16 protein-coding genes, 1 rRNA gene and 1 other annotated feature (1 of these 18 running past the window's edge) are annotated in these 13,869 nt (G+C 42.8%); of the genes, 13 read left to right on the top strand and 4 right to left on the bottom strand.

What is annotated here, in order from left to right:
- Positions 1-134 (top strand) — a sequence feature (23S ribosomal RNA rRNA prediction is too short) (it extends 134 nt beyond the left edge of the window).
- Positions 135-300: 166 nt separating this feature from the next.
- A 5S ribosomal RNA gene (gene rrf / locus ALKIM_RS0111325) occupies positions 301-411 on the top strand.
- 176 nt (positions 412-587) lie between these two features.
- Here rrf and ALKIM_RS19915 read toward each other — a convergent pair.
- The gene (locus tag ALKIM_RS19915) at positions 588-704 is read right to left on the bottom strand and encodes a transposase (RefSeq protein WP_449353783.1); all 117 of its coding nucleotides are present in this window, start codon (positions 702-704) and stop codon (positions 588-590) included.
- A gap of 477 nt (positions 705-1,181) precedes the next feature.
- The gene (locus tag ALKIM_RS0111335) at positions 1,182-1,682 is read right to left on the bottom strand and encodes a hypothetical protein (protein WP_026474755.1); all 501 of its coding nucleotides are present in this window, start codon (positions 1,680-1,682) and stop codon (positions 1,182-1,184) included.
- Positions 1,683-2,015: 333 nt separating this feature from the next.
- Between ALKIM_RS0111335 and ilvA the strand changes: the two genes are divergently transcribed.
- Positions 2,016-3,257 carry a threonine ammonia-lyase IlvA gene (ilvA, locus tag ALKIM_RS0111340; protein ID WP_026474756.1) on the top strand — a complete coding sequence of 414 codons (1,242 nt, stop codon included), beginning with the start codon at positions 2,016-2,018 and terminating at the stop codon, positions 3,255-3,257.
- 54 nt (positions 3,258-3,311) lie between these two features.
- Here the strand turns inward: ilvA and fabD are convergent, their stop codons facing one another.
- Positions 3,312-4,193, bottom strand: coding sequence for an ACP S-malonyltransferase (gene fabD / locus ALKIM_RS0111345; protein WP_026474757.1), 882 nt, complete (start codon positions 4,191-4,193; stop codon positions 3,312-3,314).
- A gap of 266 nt (positions 4,194-4,459) precedes the next feature.
- Positions 4,460-5,962 (bottom strand): M28 family metallopeptidase, encoded by a 1,503-nt coding sequence (locus tag ALKIM_RS18335; protein ID WP_162148812.1) that lies wholly within the window; start codon positions 5,960-5,962, stop codon positions 4,460-4,462.
- A 533-nt stretch (positions 5,963-6,495) separates the two neighbouring features.
- Between ALKIM_RS18335 and rpsL the strand changes: the two genes are divergently transcribed.
- The 11 genes from rpsL (at position 6,496) to rpsC (ending at position 13,854) form a co-directional block, all read left to right on the top strand.
- Positions 6,496-6,906, top strand: a complete 411-nt coding sequence (gene rpsL, locus ALKIM_RS0111355; RefSeq protein WP_026474758.1) for a 30S ribosomal protein S12 — start codon at positions 6,496-6,498, stop codon at positions 6,904-6,906.
- Positions 6,907-7,024: 118 nt separating this feature from the next.
- A complete protein-coding gene (rpsG, locus tag ALKIM_RS0111360) occupies positions 7,025-7,501 on the top strand; it encodes a 30S ribosomal protein S7 (protein WP_026474759.1) in 477 nt (158 codons plus the stop codon).
- A gap of 24 nt (positions 7,502-7,525) precedes the next feature.
- Positions 7,526-9,634 (top strand): elongation factor G, encoded by a 2,109-nt coding sequence (fusA, locus tag ALKIM_RS0111365; protein WP_026474760.1) that lies wholly within the window; start codon positions 7,526-7,528, stop codon positions 9,632-9,634.
- Positions 9,621-9,962, top strand: a complete 342-nt coding sequence (gene rpsJ, locus ALKIM_RS0111370) for a 30S ribosomal protein S10 (protein WP_449353782.1) — start codon at positions 9,621-9,623, stop codon at positions 9,960-9,962. Before fusA ends, rpsJ begins: the two co-directional genes overlap by 14 nt.
- 21 nt (positions 9,963-9,983) lie before the next feature.
- A complete protein-coding gene (gene rplC, locus ALKIM_RS0111375; RefSeq protein WP_026474762.1) occupies positions 9,984-10,601 on the top strand; it encodes a 50S ribosomal protein L3 in 618 nt (205 codons plus the stop codon).
- Entirely contained in the window at positions 10,601-11,230 is a 630-nt protein-coding gene (gene rplD, locus ALKIM_RS0111380; RefSeq protein WP_026474763.1) for a 50S ribosomal protein L4, read from the top strand. Before rplC ends, rplD begins: the two co-directional genes overlap by 1 nt.
- Positions 11,231-11,241: 11 nt before the next feature.
- A complete protein-coding gene (rplW, locus tag ALKIM_RS0111385) occupies positions 11,242-11,532 on the top strand; it encodes a 50S ribosomal protein L23 (protein WP_026474764.1) in 291 nt (96 codons plus the stop codon).
- Between the two features lie 5 nt (positions 11,533-11,537).
- A complete protein-coding gene (gene rplB, locus ALKIM_RS0111390) occupies positions 11,538-12,362 on the top strand; it encodes a 50S ribosomal protein L2 (RefSeq protein ID WP_026474765.1) in 825 nt (274 codons plus the stop codon).
- 20 nt (positions 12,363-12,382) lie between these two features.
- Positions 12,383-12,652: a 30S ribosomal protein S19 gene (gene rpsS, locus ALKIM_RS0111395; RefSeq protein WP_026474766.1), complete on the top strand. Its 270-nt coding sequence runs from the start codon at positions 12,383-12,385 to the stop codon at positions 12,650-12,652.
- Positions 12,653-12,686: 34 nt separating this feature from the next.
- Positions 12,687-13,103, top strand: a complete 417-nt coding sequence (gene rplV / locus ALKIM_RS0111400) for a 50S ribosomal protein L22 (protein ID WP_026474767.1) — start codon at positions 12,687-12,689, stop codon at positions 13,101-13,103.
- A gap of 7 nt (positions 13,104-13,110) precedes the next feature.
- Positions 13,111-13,854 (top strand): 30S ribosomal protein S3, encoded by a 744-nt coding sequence (gene rpsC, locus ALKIM_RS0111405; RefSeq protein ID WP_026474768.1) that lies wholly within the window; start codon positions 13,111-13,113, stop codon positions 13,852-13,854.
- Positions 13,855-13,869: the final 15 nt, after the last annotated feature.

The following is a 13,869-nucleotide window of genomic DNA, read 5'->3' on the forward strand; positions in this document are numbered from 1 at the left end:
AGTGCTGAAAGCATCTAAGCACGAAGCCTGTCTCAAGATGAGATCTCCATATAAGGGGCGTTAGAGACTATGACGTTGATAGGCTGCAGGTGTAAAGATGGCAACATCAAAGCCGAGCAGTACTAATTACCCGAAACTTTCTGAGCAAGGTTTATTTGTGGCTGTTTCTTTTTCGAGGTCAATATATCTATAACATAGAATTAGATATTGAGATATTAAGACAGATAGATAAGATGAAAGAGAAAAAGCACTTCATCTATTCATCTAAAAATCTATATCTTTAATCATCTAGTAAGGTATTCAGGTGGCTATAGCGTAGGGGTTCCACCTCTTCCCATTCCGAACAGAGAAGTTAAGCCTTACAGCGCCGATGGTACTGCGTAACAGTGGGAGAGTAGGTCGCCGCCGATTTTTTAAGACAAAGGAGTAGTTGAGCAATCAGCTACTCCTTTTTGTGTTTAAGCCCGTTGGTGCGTATGCAGTAAAACTGCAATTAACCACAAAGGCGCAAAGGGGTTTCGAAAAATTAACCACAAAGACGCAAAGGGCGCAAAGGGGTTTTAATGGGTCATATTTAAAATCTGGGTCTACGCATAAATTTCAGCTAATCTGTAAAGGAAAAATTTCACATCCGTTACACCTCTGAATTGTCTTCTGAAATCCTTTATTTTTGCATTGATTGACTCTGCTGCTGCATTTGTTATGGATTAACCACAAAGGCGCTGAGGGCGCAAAGGGGTTTGTTTTTGTATTTATCATTGATTGGCAGTTTATTTTCTCTTTTCAGATGTTATCTGGTGCTGGCATGGCTGAAGAGTGGTGTTATATTTAAATGCTATCCATTCAAAGTTGACTGTTTAGTTCAGCGCTTAAATTCTGTGGCTATACACTGTATGCTGAAAATGCTTGCTTCATTGGATCCGGACATGTTGTAAGTGAATTAGAGAAAGCTAGTTTTGTATCTTTTAACGGATCCATAGATGGCACGAGAATAGATGTTATTGAGATGCGATTATTCTTTATGTTTGACTTTTCGTGCAACAATCTCAATCTGACTTACATTGTTTTTTAATTAGGCTATGTGTTATGAGCAGAATGCAGATGCTATTTGCCGCTACTATCAAATAAAAAAGCCTGTCAGGTTTCTTCCCGACAGGCTTTCTGATTGGTTTAACTATTGCTTAGTTTGACATCATCACATTGATGTTTCTTAAAAGTTCTGGATAGTAGCAAGCAATAAGGCCGAGTGCATTGTCAACTGAAACTTGCTCAGTGGTGATTTTTGATTGAATTCTTAGAGCGTCACTCGAAAGAAATCTCTCATTTGTATCAACTGGATATAAAGAAAATCTCTCGTTAAGGGTGGTGGCACCAAACCCATTTTTTCTGCACACGTACATCACCTCCATTGCATGTCCTCGTACTATATACTCGCGGCAGCGTGAACGCTCATTCAGATAGATAACAACAGGTGCTTTTCCATTTTCATAGGTAAGCTGGAATTTACGCATTGTTTCTCTTCCGACAGTTTCTGGTTCAAGCTCAGTAATTGTGTAAGCACCAAGTATAGTTGGTGTTTCTCCTTGAACCGAAATCGGAGCGTTTTCTGCAAATGAGGTAGCAGATACAAATAAGAACATAGTTGCTGCAATAATGCCTGAGAATAAGTTTGCTCGTTTCATAGTTATGTAATTTAAAATTGTTTTTAATGTTTAACTGGTTATAAATTGACAATTCATGTACCAATTCATGTAATACATTAAAAAAGAGCGAAATGGTGGCTTTGGATTAATTATGAATATGACCGATATCGGATATGTGATGTTCGATTACGAACAATCTGTAAGTTCTTGTATGAAATCATAACATTTTTAGATGGATAATCATGCAAAACTACTGTGATTTTAGTTATTAATTATCGTAAACACCTGAAAAAGAGTGTGGTGATGGTTTGTAAATTAAAATAGTTTTTAGATACCAGAAATGGGATATATCTTTGTGATAAATTATAAGAAATGATAAGTAGTTCTAGTATTAATGCGGCTTATGACACTATTAAAGATATTGTGAGCCAAACTCCGCTGGTTTTCGACCCTATTCTTTCTGAAAGATATGGGGCAAATATCTATTTAAAGCGGGAAGATTTACAGGTTGTACGCTCATATAAAATTAGGGGCGCTTACAATAAAATAGCCAACTTATCTAAAACTGATAGGGATCGGGGGATTGTATGCGCCAGCGCAGGGAACCATGCTCAGGGTGTTGCATACTCATGCCATCATTTGGGCATAAGTGGACGAATATTTATGCCGTCAACTACTCCTAAGCAAAAAATCAGACAAGTAAGGATGTTCGGTAAAGAGCTTATTGAGATAGTGCTTGTTGGTGATACTTATGATGAGGCGTATGCTGCTGCAATGGATGATTGCCGCGAAAACAATACTGTCTTTATTCATCCTTTTGATGATGAACGTGTGATAGCCGGGCAGGCAACTGTTGGTTTGGAGATTTTAATGCAGTCTACCTTTCATGTGGATTACATGATGGTTCCCATTGGTGGAGGCGGGTTAATCAGCGGGGTAGGTTCTCTGTTTCGAGAGAAGAGTCCGGGAACGAAAATTATCGGTGTTGAACCTGAAGGTGCTCCTGCTATGAAGGCATCATTGGATAAGGGAGAACGTATCCGGTTAGAGAATTTCGAAAAATTTGTGGATGGTGCAGCTGTGGCAACTGTTGGGAAGCTCACTTTTGACATCGCACAGGAAGTCATTGATGACATGATACTGGTGCCCGAAGGCAAGGTATGCACAACCATTCTTCAATTGTATAATGAAGAGGCTATTGTGGTAGAACCGGCAGGTGCATTAAGTATTGCTGCGCTGAATTTCTATGCCGATGAAATAAAAGGAAAGAGTGTTGTATGCATAATTTCGGGTGGAAATAATGACATAACACGAACCGAAGAGATAAAGGAGCGGTCGTTGCTTTATGAAGGATTAAAACACTATTATATTATCAGATTCCCACAACGCTCGGGGGCATTGCGCGATTTTCTGAACAAAGTGCTCGGGCCGGATGATGACATCACCCATTTTGAGTACACAAAGAAGAACAGCAGAGAGCAGGGCCCTGCGCTCGTTGGAATTGAAACCAGATCAAGAGAGGATTACCTTGCCCTTGAGGAACGAATGCGAACTCAGAAGATCAATTTTAAATCGGTGAACGAGTCGCCCGATTTGTTCCACTTTCTTATATAAAACATAAAGCCTCACGAAATCTCGTGAGGCTTTATGTTTATTCAGCAACCGTGTTTATAAGGAGCTTATGCTTACAGCTTCTGCGTTGCGGTCTATTTTCTTGATGAGACCCTGAAGTACTTTTCCAGGACCAATTTCAGTAAAATGGGTCGCACCATCGGCCAGCATATTCTGAACGGTTTGTGTCCATCTAACAGGTGCAGTGAGCTGGGCAATCAGATTTTTCTTTATTTCTGCCGGATCTGTAAATGGAAGTGCATTCACGTTTTGGTAAACCGGACACACAGGTGCCACTATGTTGGTTTCTTCAATGGCTTTGGCCAACTCGGCGCGGGCAGGCTCCATCAATGGGGAGTGAAATGCGCCTCCAACCGACAGCTTTAAGGCTCTTTTGGCACCTTTTTCTGTCAGTTTTTCGCACGCTTTGTCAATGCCTTCAATAGAACCAGATATAACCAACTGTCCGGGACAGTTGTAGTTGGCAGCAACCACCACATCGTCGATTGAAGCGCAAACTTCTTCTACAACAATATCTTCCAGACCAACAATTGCAGCCATGGTAGATGGTTCTATCTCACAAGCTTTTTGCATGGCCATGGCACGTTGCGACACCAGTTTAAGCCCATCTTCAAATGATAAGGCGCCTGCAGTTACCAATGCTGAAAATTCTCCCAAAGAGTGGCCTGCGGTCATTTCTGGCTTGAAATCGTCAATGTTTTTTGCCAGAATAACTGAGTGAAGGAAAATGGCCGGCTGAGTCACTTTGGTTTGACGCAGATCTTCGTCGGTACCTTCAAACATCAGATCGGTGATGCGGAAACCAAGAATCTCGTTGGCCTTCTCAAACATCTCTTTTGCCAGGGGCGACTGCTCGTAAAGGTCTTTACCCATACCTACAAATTGGGCTCCCTGACCCGGAAATACATAAGCTTTCATGCGTTTACGATTTGTTTATGTTATTGGTCTCATGGAAGTTCCATGAGATAATATGCATTTGATTTTATGAGCTTTTTATTTACCCGCAGAACTTTCAAATGCATGCGTTTGTTGTTTGACTGTCAGAGCTTTCGTTCTTGCGACTGTGTTTTTTGAAGATGCAAATATATAATATATTACGAAACCGAATAGAGTGATTAGGTAATAGTTTTAAATGTTGCATTTTCAATTTTCTTTAAGCATATCCTGATAAAATGCGTTGTTCTCTAGTCATTTGCCAATTGCCACAATACACTAAAGCTGGCTTTTACAATAGCAGTCATTTTTGTGTAGTTTATTTTGTCGGCGTGGTCAAATGGACCGTGATAATCATCGTGTCCGCCGGTATGATACCACATAATTGGGATATCTTTACGGGCAAATGGCGCCTGATCACTTCCTTGAACGGGTCTGGCCACTGGCGCATATCTAATGTTCAAATCCAGATTTTGTGATTCATTGGCATCACTCGTCATCTCTTCCAGCTCTTTGTTGGCTTCGGTATAAATAAATGCGGTGTTCATGGTTGGGTTGTTTGGGTCGGGATCCCTGCCAATCATGTCATAATTGAGGTAATATTTTATTCTCTCCGGATTTTGGAAGCTGTTTACGAAATGTGTTGAGCCATGTAAGCCCCTCTCTTCGGCTGTCCATGCGGCAAACAGTATGGTACGTCTGGGCTTCACTCCTGCTTGGGCAAAAGCTTTGGCCAGTGCCACCACACCGATGGTTCCTGTAGCATTGTCGTCGGCGCCATTCCAAATATATCCGTCATATTCTCCCAGATGGTCATAATGGGCGCCTGCCACAATAAATTCATCTTTTATCTCACCTTCAATCATGCCTATCACATTGCGGCATTCAATAAGTTCACGATTGGTTTTTGTTGAGATAGTAACTTTTCTGTTGGTAAGCGGTCGTCCATTCCAGCGCACGTTGTTAATTCTTTGCGTTTCATCATCACTGTTTGTGAGCAAGGTCGTTAGCATATCTTTTGATATGTGAAAAACAGGAATTGGAGTTGCACCATCATTCGGCGCCAATTGTACCGCCTTCTTATACATGCCCGATGTATGCTTGGTAAGAGGCGTTTCAGATCTGTTGCGTGCCAGGTTGGGATGTGGCATTGATACTGGCCAGGGGGTATTTGGGTTATACTCTAGAACTGCTGAGAAACCAGCTTTGCGGGCTGTTTCGTTTTTTAGCGCGTTGATTTGCGCTGGAGACATCTCGCCAAACAACTTATACCCGTTTGACGTGGTGTCACTCATCCCCGGAAATCCTGTGATTCGCACCAATATCTGACCCGGCTTTGCCCCTTTGGTTTGATTAAAAGTGGCGTAATCAATGCCATATCCGCCAAAAAAAAGTTCACCATCCAATAACAGATCATTAACCACTCCTGCCGTCCTAAAGTCAACGTGGTGTTGATAGGTAGTTGTGTTTGAGTTGGCACTATTTCTTATTGCTATGGAGGCATCCTCAAGACTTGAAGTAACTAAACGAACTGTTTGGAAGTAACCCTCTTCGGCGTTTGCAGAGAAAGGCACTATACCAAACAGCTTCATCTGGCTGGCTATGTAGTCGGCGGCCATGTATGCACCCGCCGTTGCTGTTTCGCGTCCCGAGAACCAATCGGATGAGAGAAACTCCACCTGCGCCTCCAGCGCTTGTTCGGTGATGCTCTGAATGCCTTTTTGGAATGGAGAGAGTGGTTCATTCGCAGTCATGCTGAACACTTTGATTAGCATTATGCCAGTAAAAAGTAGTGATTTCATTTCTTTCATTAAAATAGAGTTCGTATTATATTATGGTATGTGAATTACAGATATGACAAGGCTTAAAATCAAAGTCAAATGAAGTTGAGTTTCCTGAGTTTGAGTGATAAAAAATCATAAAATCAATCAGAAACAGCTTATGGTTAGTTGAGAATTGAAATTGTTATTAATACCAAGGTGTATTGTGTGATTCAAAATAACAGATAATTTTCAAATTATAATATGATGTTTGCGCATTCATTCGCAGATATACATGATAGAATGAAGTCAGATTCTGTTTTATTCTGATTTTTAGGTTTTTTAGTTTTTGTATTGGCTAAAAAAGATTGCTTACTGTTGTGTTTTTATGCTGAAAATTAGTACTTTTGCACCGCTTTTTGTCTAAAAGTGCGAAAATGTTTGAGAATCAGTGGGATTTTTAGGTTAAAAAGAATACCTTTGCAACCCATTTGTCGATAGTCATTTATAGTTAAATCAAAGTTTATATGCCAACAATTCAGCAATTAGTAAGAAAAGGACGTAACAAGCTGGTTGACAAGAGTAAGTCTCCTGCGTTGGATTCATGTCCGCAAAGAAGGGGGGTTTGTGTGCGTGTATATACCACTACTCCAAAGAAGCCAAACTCAGCCATGCGTAAGGTGGCCAGGGTTCGTCTGACCAACGGAAAAGAGGTGAACGCATATATTCCGGGAGAAGGCCACAACCTGCAGGAGCACTCAATTGTGCTTGTTCGCGGCGGTCGTGTAAAAGACCTTCCAGGTGTTCGTTATCACCTTGTTCGCGGTGCATTGGATGCTTCCGGTGTAGAAGGCCGTACCCAGCGTCGTTCAAAGTACGGAACAAAACGTCCCAAAAAAGGACAAGTTGCAGCTCCTGCTAAAGGAAAAAAGAAGTAATTAACTGACTTGTAGTTTTGTTTATTGGTTAGTGTTTAGGTTGAGTAAATGGGTAAAGTCCTGTTGAAGAGTCGAATACAGCCAGTAATAGTTCAAAGCTAATAAACAAAAAGAAAGCATGAGAAAGAGTAAACCAAAAAAGAGGGTGTTGCTACCCGACCCAAAGTTTAATGATACTTTGGTTACGCAGTTTGTTAACAACTTAATGTTCGACGGGAAAAAATCCATTGCTTACGGAATTTTCTATTCAGCATTAGAGCAAATTAACGACAAGGCTGAAAAAGAGGGAAAATCAGTTTTGGAGATGTGGAAGAAAGCATTGGAAAATATCACCCCCAACGTAGAGGTTAAAAGCCGTCGTGTAGGTGGTGCTACATTCCAGGTGCCAACTGAGATTCGTGCCGAGCGTAAAGTGTCATACAGCATGAAAAACCTGATTCTCTTTGCGCGCAAGCGGAGTGGAAAATCTATGGCCGATAAATTGGCTGCTGAAATTGTTGCTGCATATAACCAGGAAGGCGGCGCCTATAAGAAGAAAGAGGACATGCACAGAATGGCTGAAGCCAACCGTGCTTTTGCTCATTTCAGGTTTTAATAATTTGTTGATTGAAATAAACTAATGGCAAAAGATCTAAAATATACAAGGAACATTGGGATTATGGCTCACATCGATGCCGGTAAAACAACCACTTCCGAGCGGATTCTGTTTTACACCGGTATCACCCACAAACTAGGTGAGGTGCACGATGGAGCTGCTACAATGGACTGGATGGAGCAGGAGCAGGAGCGTGGTATTACCATTACTTCTGCTGCCGTGAGTACCCAATGGAAATATAACAACGAAGAGTACAAGATCAACCTGATTGATACCCCGGGACACGTTGACTTCACCGTTGAAGTAGAGCGTTCGTTGAGGATTCTTGATGGTGCTGTGGCTCTTTTTTGTGCAGTAGGTGGCGTGGAACCGCAGTCTGAAACTGTATGGAGACAAGCCAACAAATATCATGTGCCACGTATCGGTTTTGTAAATAAAATGGACCGCTCAGGTGCCAATTTTTATGATGTGGTACGTCAGGTTCGTGAAGTGTTAGGTGCAAATCCTGTACCCATCACCATTCCAATTGGTGCCGAAGAAACTTTTCGCGGCGTTGTTGACCTTATCGAGAATAAGGCCATTATTTGGTATGATGATGATGTAATGGGTGCCCGTTATGAGCTTCAGGACATACCTGCCGACATGGTAGAGGAAGTAGAAGAGTGGAGAGGTAAACTCATCGAGGCTGTTGCCGAATACGATGATGAGTTGATGGAGAAATTCTTCGAAGATCCTGCTTCAATCGAAATGGAGCAACTTATTAATGTGATTCGTCAGGCTACCATCGAAATGAAAATCGTTCCGATGATGTGTGGTTCTGCCTTTAAAAACAAAGGTATCCAACGTCTTCTCGATAGCGTAATCCGTTTCCTTCCTGCGCCTAATGACATCCCTGAAGTTAAAGGAACCAACCCAGACACCGGTGAAGAAGTTAGCCGTCCAAACAACGAAGACGCCCCTTTTACCGCGCTCGCGTTTAAAATTGCTACCGACCCATTTGTGGGCCGTCTGGCTTTTATCCGTGTATATTCTGGTAAACTGGATGCAGGTTCTTATGTATATAACTCCAGAAGCGACAAAAAAGAACGTATATCGCGGTTGTATCAAATGAAATCTAATAAGCAGATGCCTATTGAGTCAATCTCAGCTGGTGACATCTGTGCCGGTGTAGGTTTCAAAGACATTCGTACCGGAGATACCTTGTGCGACGAGAAAAACCCCATCGCGCTTGAATCAATGGAGTTCCCGGATCCAGTAATCGGTATCTCTGTTGAGCCAAAAAGCCAGAAGGACATCGATAAACTATCTAATGGTCTTGCAAAATTAGCCGAAGAGGATCCTACCTTTAAAGTGCATACCGACGAAGAGAGTGGTCAAACTGTAATCAGTGGAATGGGTGAACTTCACCTTGAGATCATTATCGACCGTTTGAGACGTGAGTTTAAAGTAGAATGTAACCAGGGTCGTCCGCAGGTTAACTACAAAGAGGCTATTTCAGGTAATGTTGAGCATCGTGAGGTGTTTAAGAAACAGACTGGTGGTCGTGGTAAATTTGCCGATATCGTGGTGAGAGTATGTCCTATCGATGAAGGTAAAACTGGTCTTCAGTTTGTTGACCTTGTGAAAGGTGGTAATATCCCCAAAGAATATGTTCCTTCAGTTGAAAAAGGATTTAAAAACGCAATGCAAAATGGTGTACTTGCCGGATTTGCAGTTGAAAATCTGAAAGTAGAACTTCTGGACGGTTCTTTCCACCCTGTAGACTCCGATTCACTCTCATTTGAGATTTGTGCCCGTCAGGCCTTTAAAGCAGCTTCTGCCAAAGCCAGACCAGTACTTCTGGAGCCTATCATGCGTGTAGAAGTTGTTACCCCCGAAGAGTATATGGGTGATATCATTGGTGACTTTAACAAACGTCGCGGTCAGGTTGAAGGAATGGAATCCAAAGCCGGAGCCCGTGTTGTTAAAGCCCGTGTGCCCCTGGCCGAAATGTTCGGTTATGTAACCGCATTGCGTACCATCTCTTCAGGTCGTGCCACATCGTCTATGGAATTTTCACATTACGAGGAAGTGTCTAAAAGCATCGCCATCGAAGTTGTGAAGGAGGCTAAAGGTAAAGTTGAATTATTATAAGAACTCGTTCGCATATACCATTATGAATCAAAAAATAAGAATTAAGCTGAAATCATACGATCATAACCTGGTGGACAAGTCTGCCGAAAAGATCGTTAAAACAGTGAAGAGCACAGGGGCTGTAGTAAGCGGTCCTATTCCTCTGCCCACTCACAAGCGGGTTTTCACTGTGTTGCGTTCAACCTTCGTTAATAAGAAGTCGCGTGAGCAGTTTCAATTGTCATCTTACAAGAGACTTATTGACATCTACAGCTCAACAGCAAAAACTATTGACGCGCTGATGAAACTCGAACTTCCCAGCGGTGTGGAAGTAGAAATTAAAGTTTGATATTAATTAAATCACAAAGCAATGCCAGGATTAATTGGAAAGAAAATCGGAATGACATCCGTTTTCAGTGCCGATGGAAAAAATGTTCCATGCACTGTTATCGAAGCTGGTCCTTGCGTCGTAACCCAGGTTAAAAAGCTGGAAACTGACGGCTACGAAGCCGTTCAGTTGGCGTTCGACGAAAAACGTGAGAAGAGTACCACACAGCCCATGAAAGGGCACTTTCAAAAAGCAGGTACCACTCCAAAGGCCAAGCTGGTAGAATTTAAAGAGTTTGAGAATGAGTTCAAACTGGGTGATGTTGTCACTGTTGACATCTTTGGGGAAAATGGTTTTGTAGACATCACAGGTGTTTCAAAAGGTAAAGGTTTCCAGGGTGTGGTAAAACGTCACGGTTTCGGTGGTGTTGGTGGTCAAACCCACGGTCAGCACAACCGTCTGCGTGCCCCCGGTTCATTAGGAGCTTCTTCGTTTCCTTCAAGAGTATTTAAAGGAATGCGTATGGCCGGACGTACCGGTGGTGACAACGTGAAAGTTGAAAACCTGAGAGTGTTAAAAGTGATTCCCGAAAGCAACCTGTTATTGATTAAAGGATCTGTTCCGGGCGCAAAAGGTTCATATCTAATTATTGAATTGTAATGGAACTGAACGTAGTAAATATTAAAGGAGAAGACACCGGCAGAAAAGTAGAGTTACCAGATTCTGTTTTTGCCATTGAGCCCAACGATCACGCCATTTATCTGGATGTTAAACAGTATTTGGCCAATAACCGTCAGGGAACACACAAAGCCAAGGAACGTAACGAAGTGGCCGGTAGTACCCGCAAAATCAAAAAGCAAAAAGGTACCGGTACCGCTCGCGCAGGTAGCATCAAAAGCCCTGTATTCCGTGGTGGAGGTCGCATCTTCGGTCCCAGACCGCGCAATTATAGTTTCAAGCTCAATAAGAAGCTGAAGCATTTGGCTCGTTTGTCTGCACTTTCATATAAAGCTCGCAACAACGCCATCATCGTAGTTGAAGATTTTAACTTCGAAGCACCAAAAACTAAGGAATTTGTGGCTTTGCGCAAAAATCTCAAAGTAGATGGCAACCGTTCACTGCTTGTTATGAATGAGTTAGATCGTAACGTTTACCTGGCTTCCAGAAACATACAAAGATCAGAAGTAGCTGCTGCTTCAGGGCTGAATACCTATAGCATAATGAAAGCTCAATCTCTCGTTCTTACTGAGAGCGCCATTGGGCAAATCGGTAACATTTTTAACGCATAAGGAGGTCAGTCATGAGTGTAATAGTGAAACCTATCGTTACAGAAAAAATGAACAAGCAGGGCGACGCCCTGAACAGATACGGCTTTATCGTGAAGGAGGATGTAAACAAACTCCAGATCAAGAAAGCTGTTGAGGAGATGTACAATGTAACTGTTGCAGACGTAAACACTTTGCGCTATGCCGGTAAGAATAAAACCCGTTACACCAAGAGCGGGGTTATCAGCGGCCGCACAACGTCTTACAAGAAAGCACTGGTTACCCTTGTTGAAGGAGATAAAATTGATTTTTATAGCAATATCTAATCACAATGGCAGTAAGAAAGCTAAAGCCCACTACACCGGGGCAGAGACACAAAATTATTGGTGCATTTGATACGATTACCTCAAGTGTACCAGAGAAATCCTTGCTGGAGCCTTTGAAAAAATCCGGAGGTAGAAATAACACCGGAAAAATGACGATGCGTTACATCGGAGGTGGCCACAAAAGGAAGTATCGGGTAATCGACTTTAAACGTAACAAAGACGGTGTGACAGCAACTGTTGATTCAATCCAGTACGACCCCAACAGGAGTGCTCGAATCGCGTTGCTGGTATATTCTGACGGAGAGAAACGTTACATTCTTGCACCTAACGGTTTGCAGGTTGGAATGCAACTTCAATCAGGAGGCGGAATCGCTCCCGAAGTTGGTAATGCGTTGCCATTGGGCGAAATTCCATTGGGAACCATCGTTCACAACATCGAGCTGCAACCCGGAAGAGGAGGAGCCATGGCCCGCAGTGCAGGTACATTTGCACAGCTCGCTGCTCGCGAAGGAAAATACGTAGTATTGCGCCTTCCATCCGGTGAATCCAGAATGATTCTTACCTCTTGTCGTGCCACCATTGGTGCTGTCGGTAACTCTGACCACGCCCTTGAGAAATCAGGAAAAGCGGGTAGGAGCAGATGGCTGGGACGTCGTCCAAGAGTTCGTGGTGTGGCCATGAACCCGGTTGATCACCCAATGGGTGGTGGTGAAGGACGTGCCTCAGGAGGACATCCACGCTCAAGAAAAGGATTGCTTGCGAAAGGTTATAAAACCCGAGCTCCAAAGAAGGCATCCAGTAAGTACATTCTCGAGAAGAGAAAAAAGTAACCGGTTAATTTTTTAAGATTATGAGCAGATCGTTAAAGAAAGGGCCCTATATCAATTACAAATTGGATCGTAAGGTATCAGCCATGAACGACTCCGGTAAAAAAACTGTAGTTAAAACCTGGGCCAGGGCATCAATGATTTCCCCCGATTTTGTGGGACATACCATTGCCGTTCACAACGGAAACAAATTTATTCCCGTTTATGTTACCGAAAATATGGTAGGACATAAGCTGGGTGAATTTGCGCCAACGCGGACATACCGCGGTCACGGAGGTAATAAAAAACGTTAATTACCTCACAGTTTAATACCTTAATGTAAGAAAAATGGGTGCAAGAAAAAGAATAAAAGCAGAACAACTTAAAGAAGCCAGAAAAAGCCAGGCTTATGCCAAGCTGCGCAATGTGCCTACCTCGCCCCGTAAAATGCGGTTAGTGGTGGACCTTATCCGCGGTAAAGAGGTGAATCTGGCACTTGATATCCTTAAGTTTTCTACCAAAGAGGCTTCACGCCGGGTAGAAAAGCTCTTATTGTCCGCTGTTGCCAACTGGAAAGAGAAAAATGAAGGCGTACGTCTTGAAGACGCTAACCTTTATGTGAAAGAAGCTTTCGTGGATTCAGGCAGAATTTTAAAGAGATTAAGACCAGCTCCTCAGGGCCGGGCTCACAGAATTCGCAAAAGATCCAACCACGTAACTATTCTCGTGGACAGCAAAGAATCTAATGTAAACCAGGAAATTTAACAGGCAGATGGGACAAAAAGTAAATCCAATAAGCAACAGGTTAGGCATCATCCGTGGATGGGATTCTAACTGGTTTGGCGGAAAGAACTACGGCGACAAACTGCTGGAAGATTCCAAAATCCGCAAGTATCTTAATGCGCGTCTGGCCAAAGCCAGTATTTCACGCATTATCATCGAACGTACACTTAAGTTAATAACCATTACAGTTTATACCGCCCGTCCGGGTATCATCATCGGAAAAGGCGGTCAGGAGGTTGATAAGCTGAAGGAAGAGCTTAAGAAGATTACTGACAAGGAGGTTCAAATCAATATTTTTGAGGTGAAACGTCCTGAGTTGGATGCCATGATCGTTGCCAACAATATTGCACGTCAGCTGGAAGGTCGTATCGCCTACCGCCGTGCCATTAAGATGGCTATTGCTTCTACCATGCGTATGGGAGCTGAGGGTATCAAAATTCAGATTTCCGGTCGTTTGAATGGCGCCGAAATGGCCCGTTCTGAAATGTACAAGGAAGGACGTACACCCCTGCATACATTCCGTGCAGATATTGATTATGCCCGTAGTGAAGCGCTTACCAAAACCGGATTGATTGGTATCAAAGTCTGGATTTGCAAAGGCGAGATTTACGGAAGACCCGATCTTTCTCCTAACTTCAACGCTGGAAAAGATAGTGCTCCTGCACAATCAGCCGGTGGAAGAAAAGGCGGCCCCAACCAAGGTGGCGGCGGTTTCAAGAAGAAAAGAAAGTAATCATCTGTTAACCTT

This window comes from Alkaliflexus imshenetskii DSM 15055 (genome assembly GCF_000517065.1).
Classification (GTDB): Bacteria; Bacteroidota; Bacteroidia; order Bacteroidales; family Marinilabiliaceae; genus Alkaliflexus; species Alkaliflexus imshenetskii.

Excerpts from the sequence above, each read along its gene's own strand:
- ilvA (WP_026474756.1), top strand. The coding sequence starts at position 2,016 with ATGATAAGTAGTTCTAGTATTAATGCGGCTTATGACACTATTAAAGAT.
- fabD (WP_026474757.1), bottom strand. The coding sequence starts at position 4,193 with ATGAAAGCTTATGTATTTCCGGGTCAGGGAGCCCAATTTGTAGGTATG.
- rpsL (WP_026474758.1), top strand. The coding sequence starts at position 6,496 with ATGCCAACAATTCAGCAATTAGTAAGAAAAGGACGTAACAAGCTGGTT.
- rpsS (WP_026474766.1), top strand. The coding sequence starts at position 12,383 with ATGAGCAGATCGTTAAAGAAAGGGCCCTATATCAATTACAAATTGGAT.
- rplB (WP_026474765.1), top strand. The coding sequence starts at position 11,538 with ATGGCAGTAAGAAAGCTAAAGCCCACTACACCGGGGCAGAGACACAAA.
- rplD (WP_026474763.1), top strand. The coding sequence starts at position 10,601 with ATGGAACTGAACGTAGTAAATATTAAAGGAGAAGACACCGGCAGAAAA.
- fusA (WP_026474760.1), top strand. The coding sequence starts at position 7,526 with ATGGCAAAAGATCTAAAATATACAAGGAACATTGGGATTATGGCTCAC.
- ALKIM_RS18335 (WP_162148812.1), bottom strand. The coding sequence starts at position 5,962 with ATGACTGCGAATGAACCACTCTCTCCATTCCAAAAAGGCATTCAGAGC.
- rplV (WP_026474767.1), top strand. The coding sequence starts at position 12,687 with ATGGGTGCAAGAAAAAGAATAAAAGCAGAACAACTTAAAGAAGCCAGA.
- rpsG (WP_026474759.1), top strand. The coding sequence starts at position 7,025 with ATGAGAAAGAGTAAACCAAAAAAGAGGGTGTTGCTACCCGACCCAAAG.
- ALKIM_RS0111335 (WP_026474755.1), bottom strand. The coding sequence starts at position 1,682 with ATGAAACGAGCAAACTTATTCTCAGGCATTATTGCAGCAACTATGTTC.
- rplC (WP_026474762.1), top strand. The coding sequence starts at position 9,984 with ATGCCAGGATTAATTGGAAAGAAAATCGGAATGACATCCGTTTTCAGT.
- rpsC (WP_026474768.1), top strand. The coding sequence starts at position 13,111 with ATGGGACAAAAAGTAAATCCAATAAGCAACAGGTTAGGCATCATCCGT.
- rplW (WP_026474764.1), top strand. The coding sequence starts at position 11,242 with ATGAGTGTAATAGTGAAACCTATCGTTACAGAAAAAATGAACAAGCAG.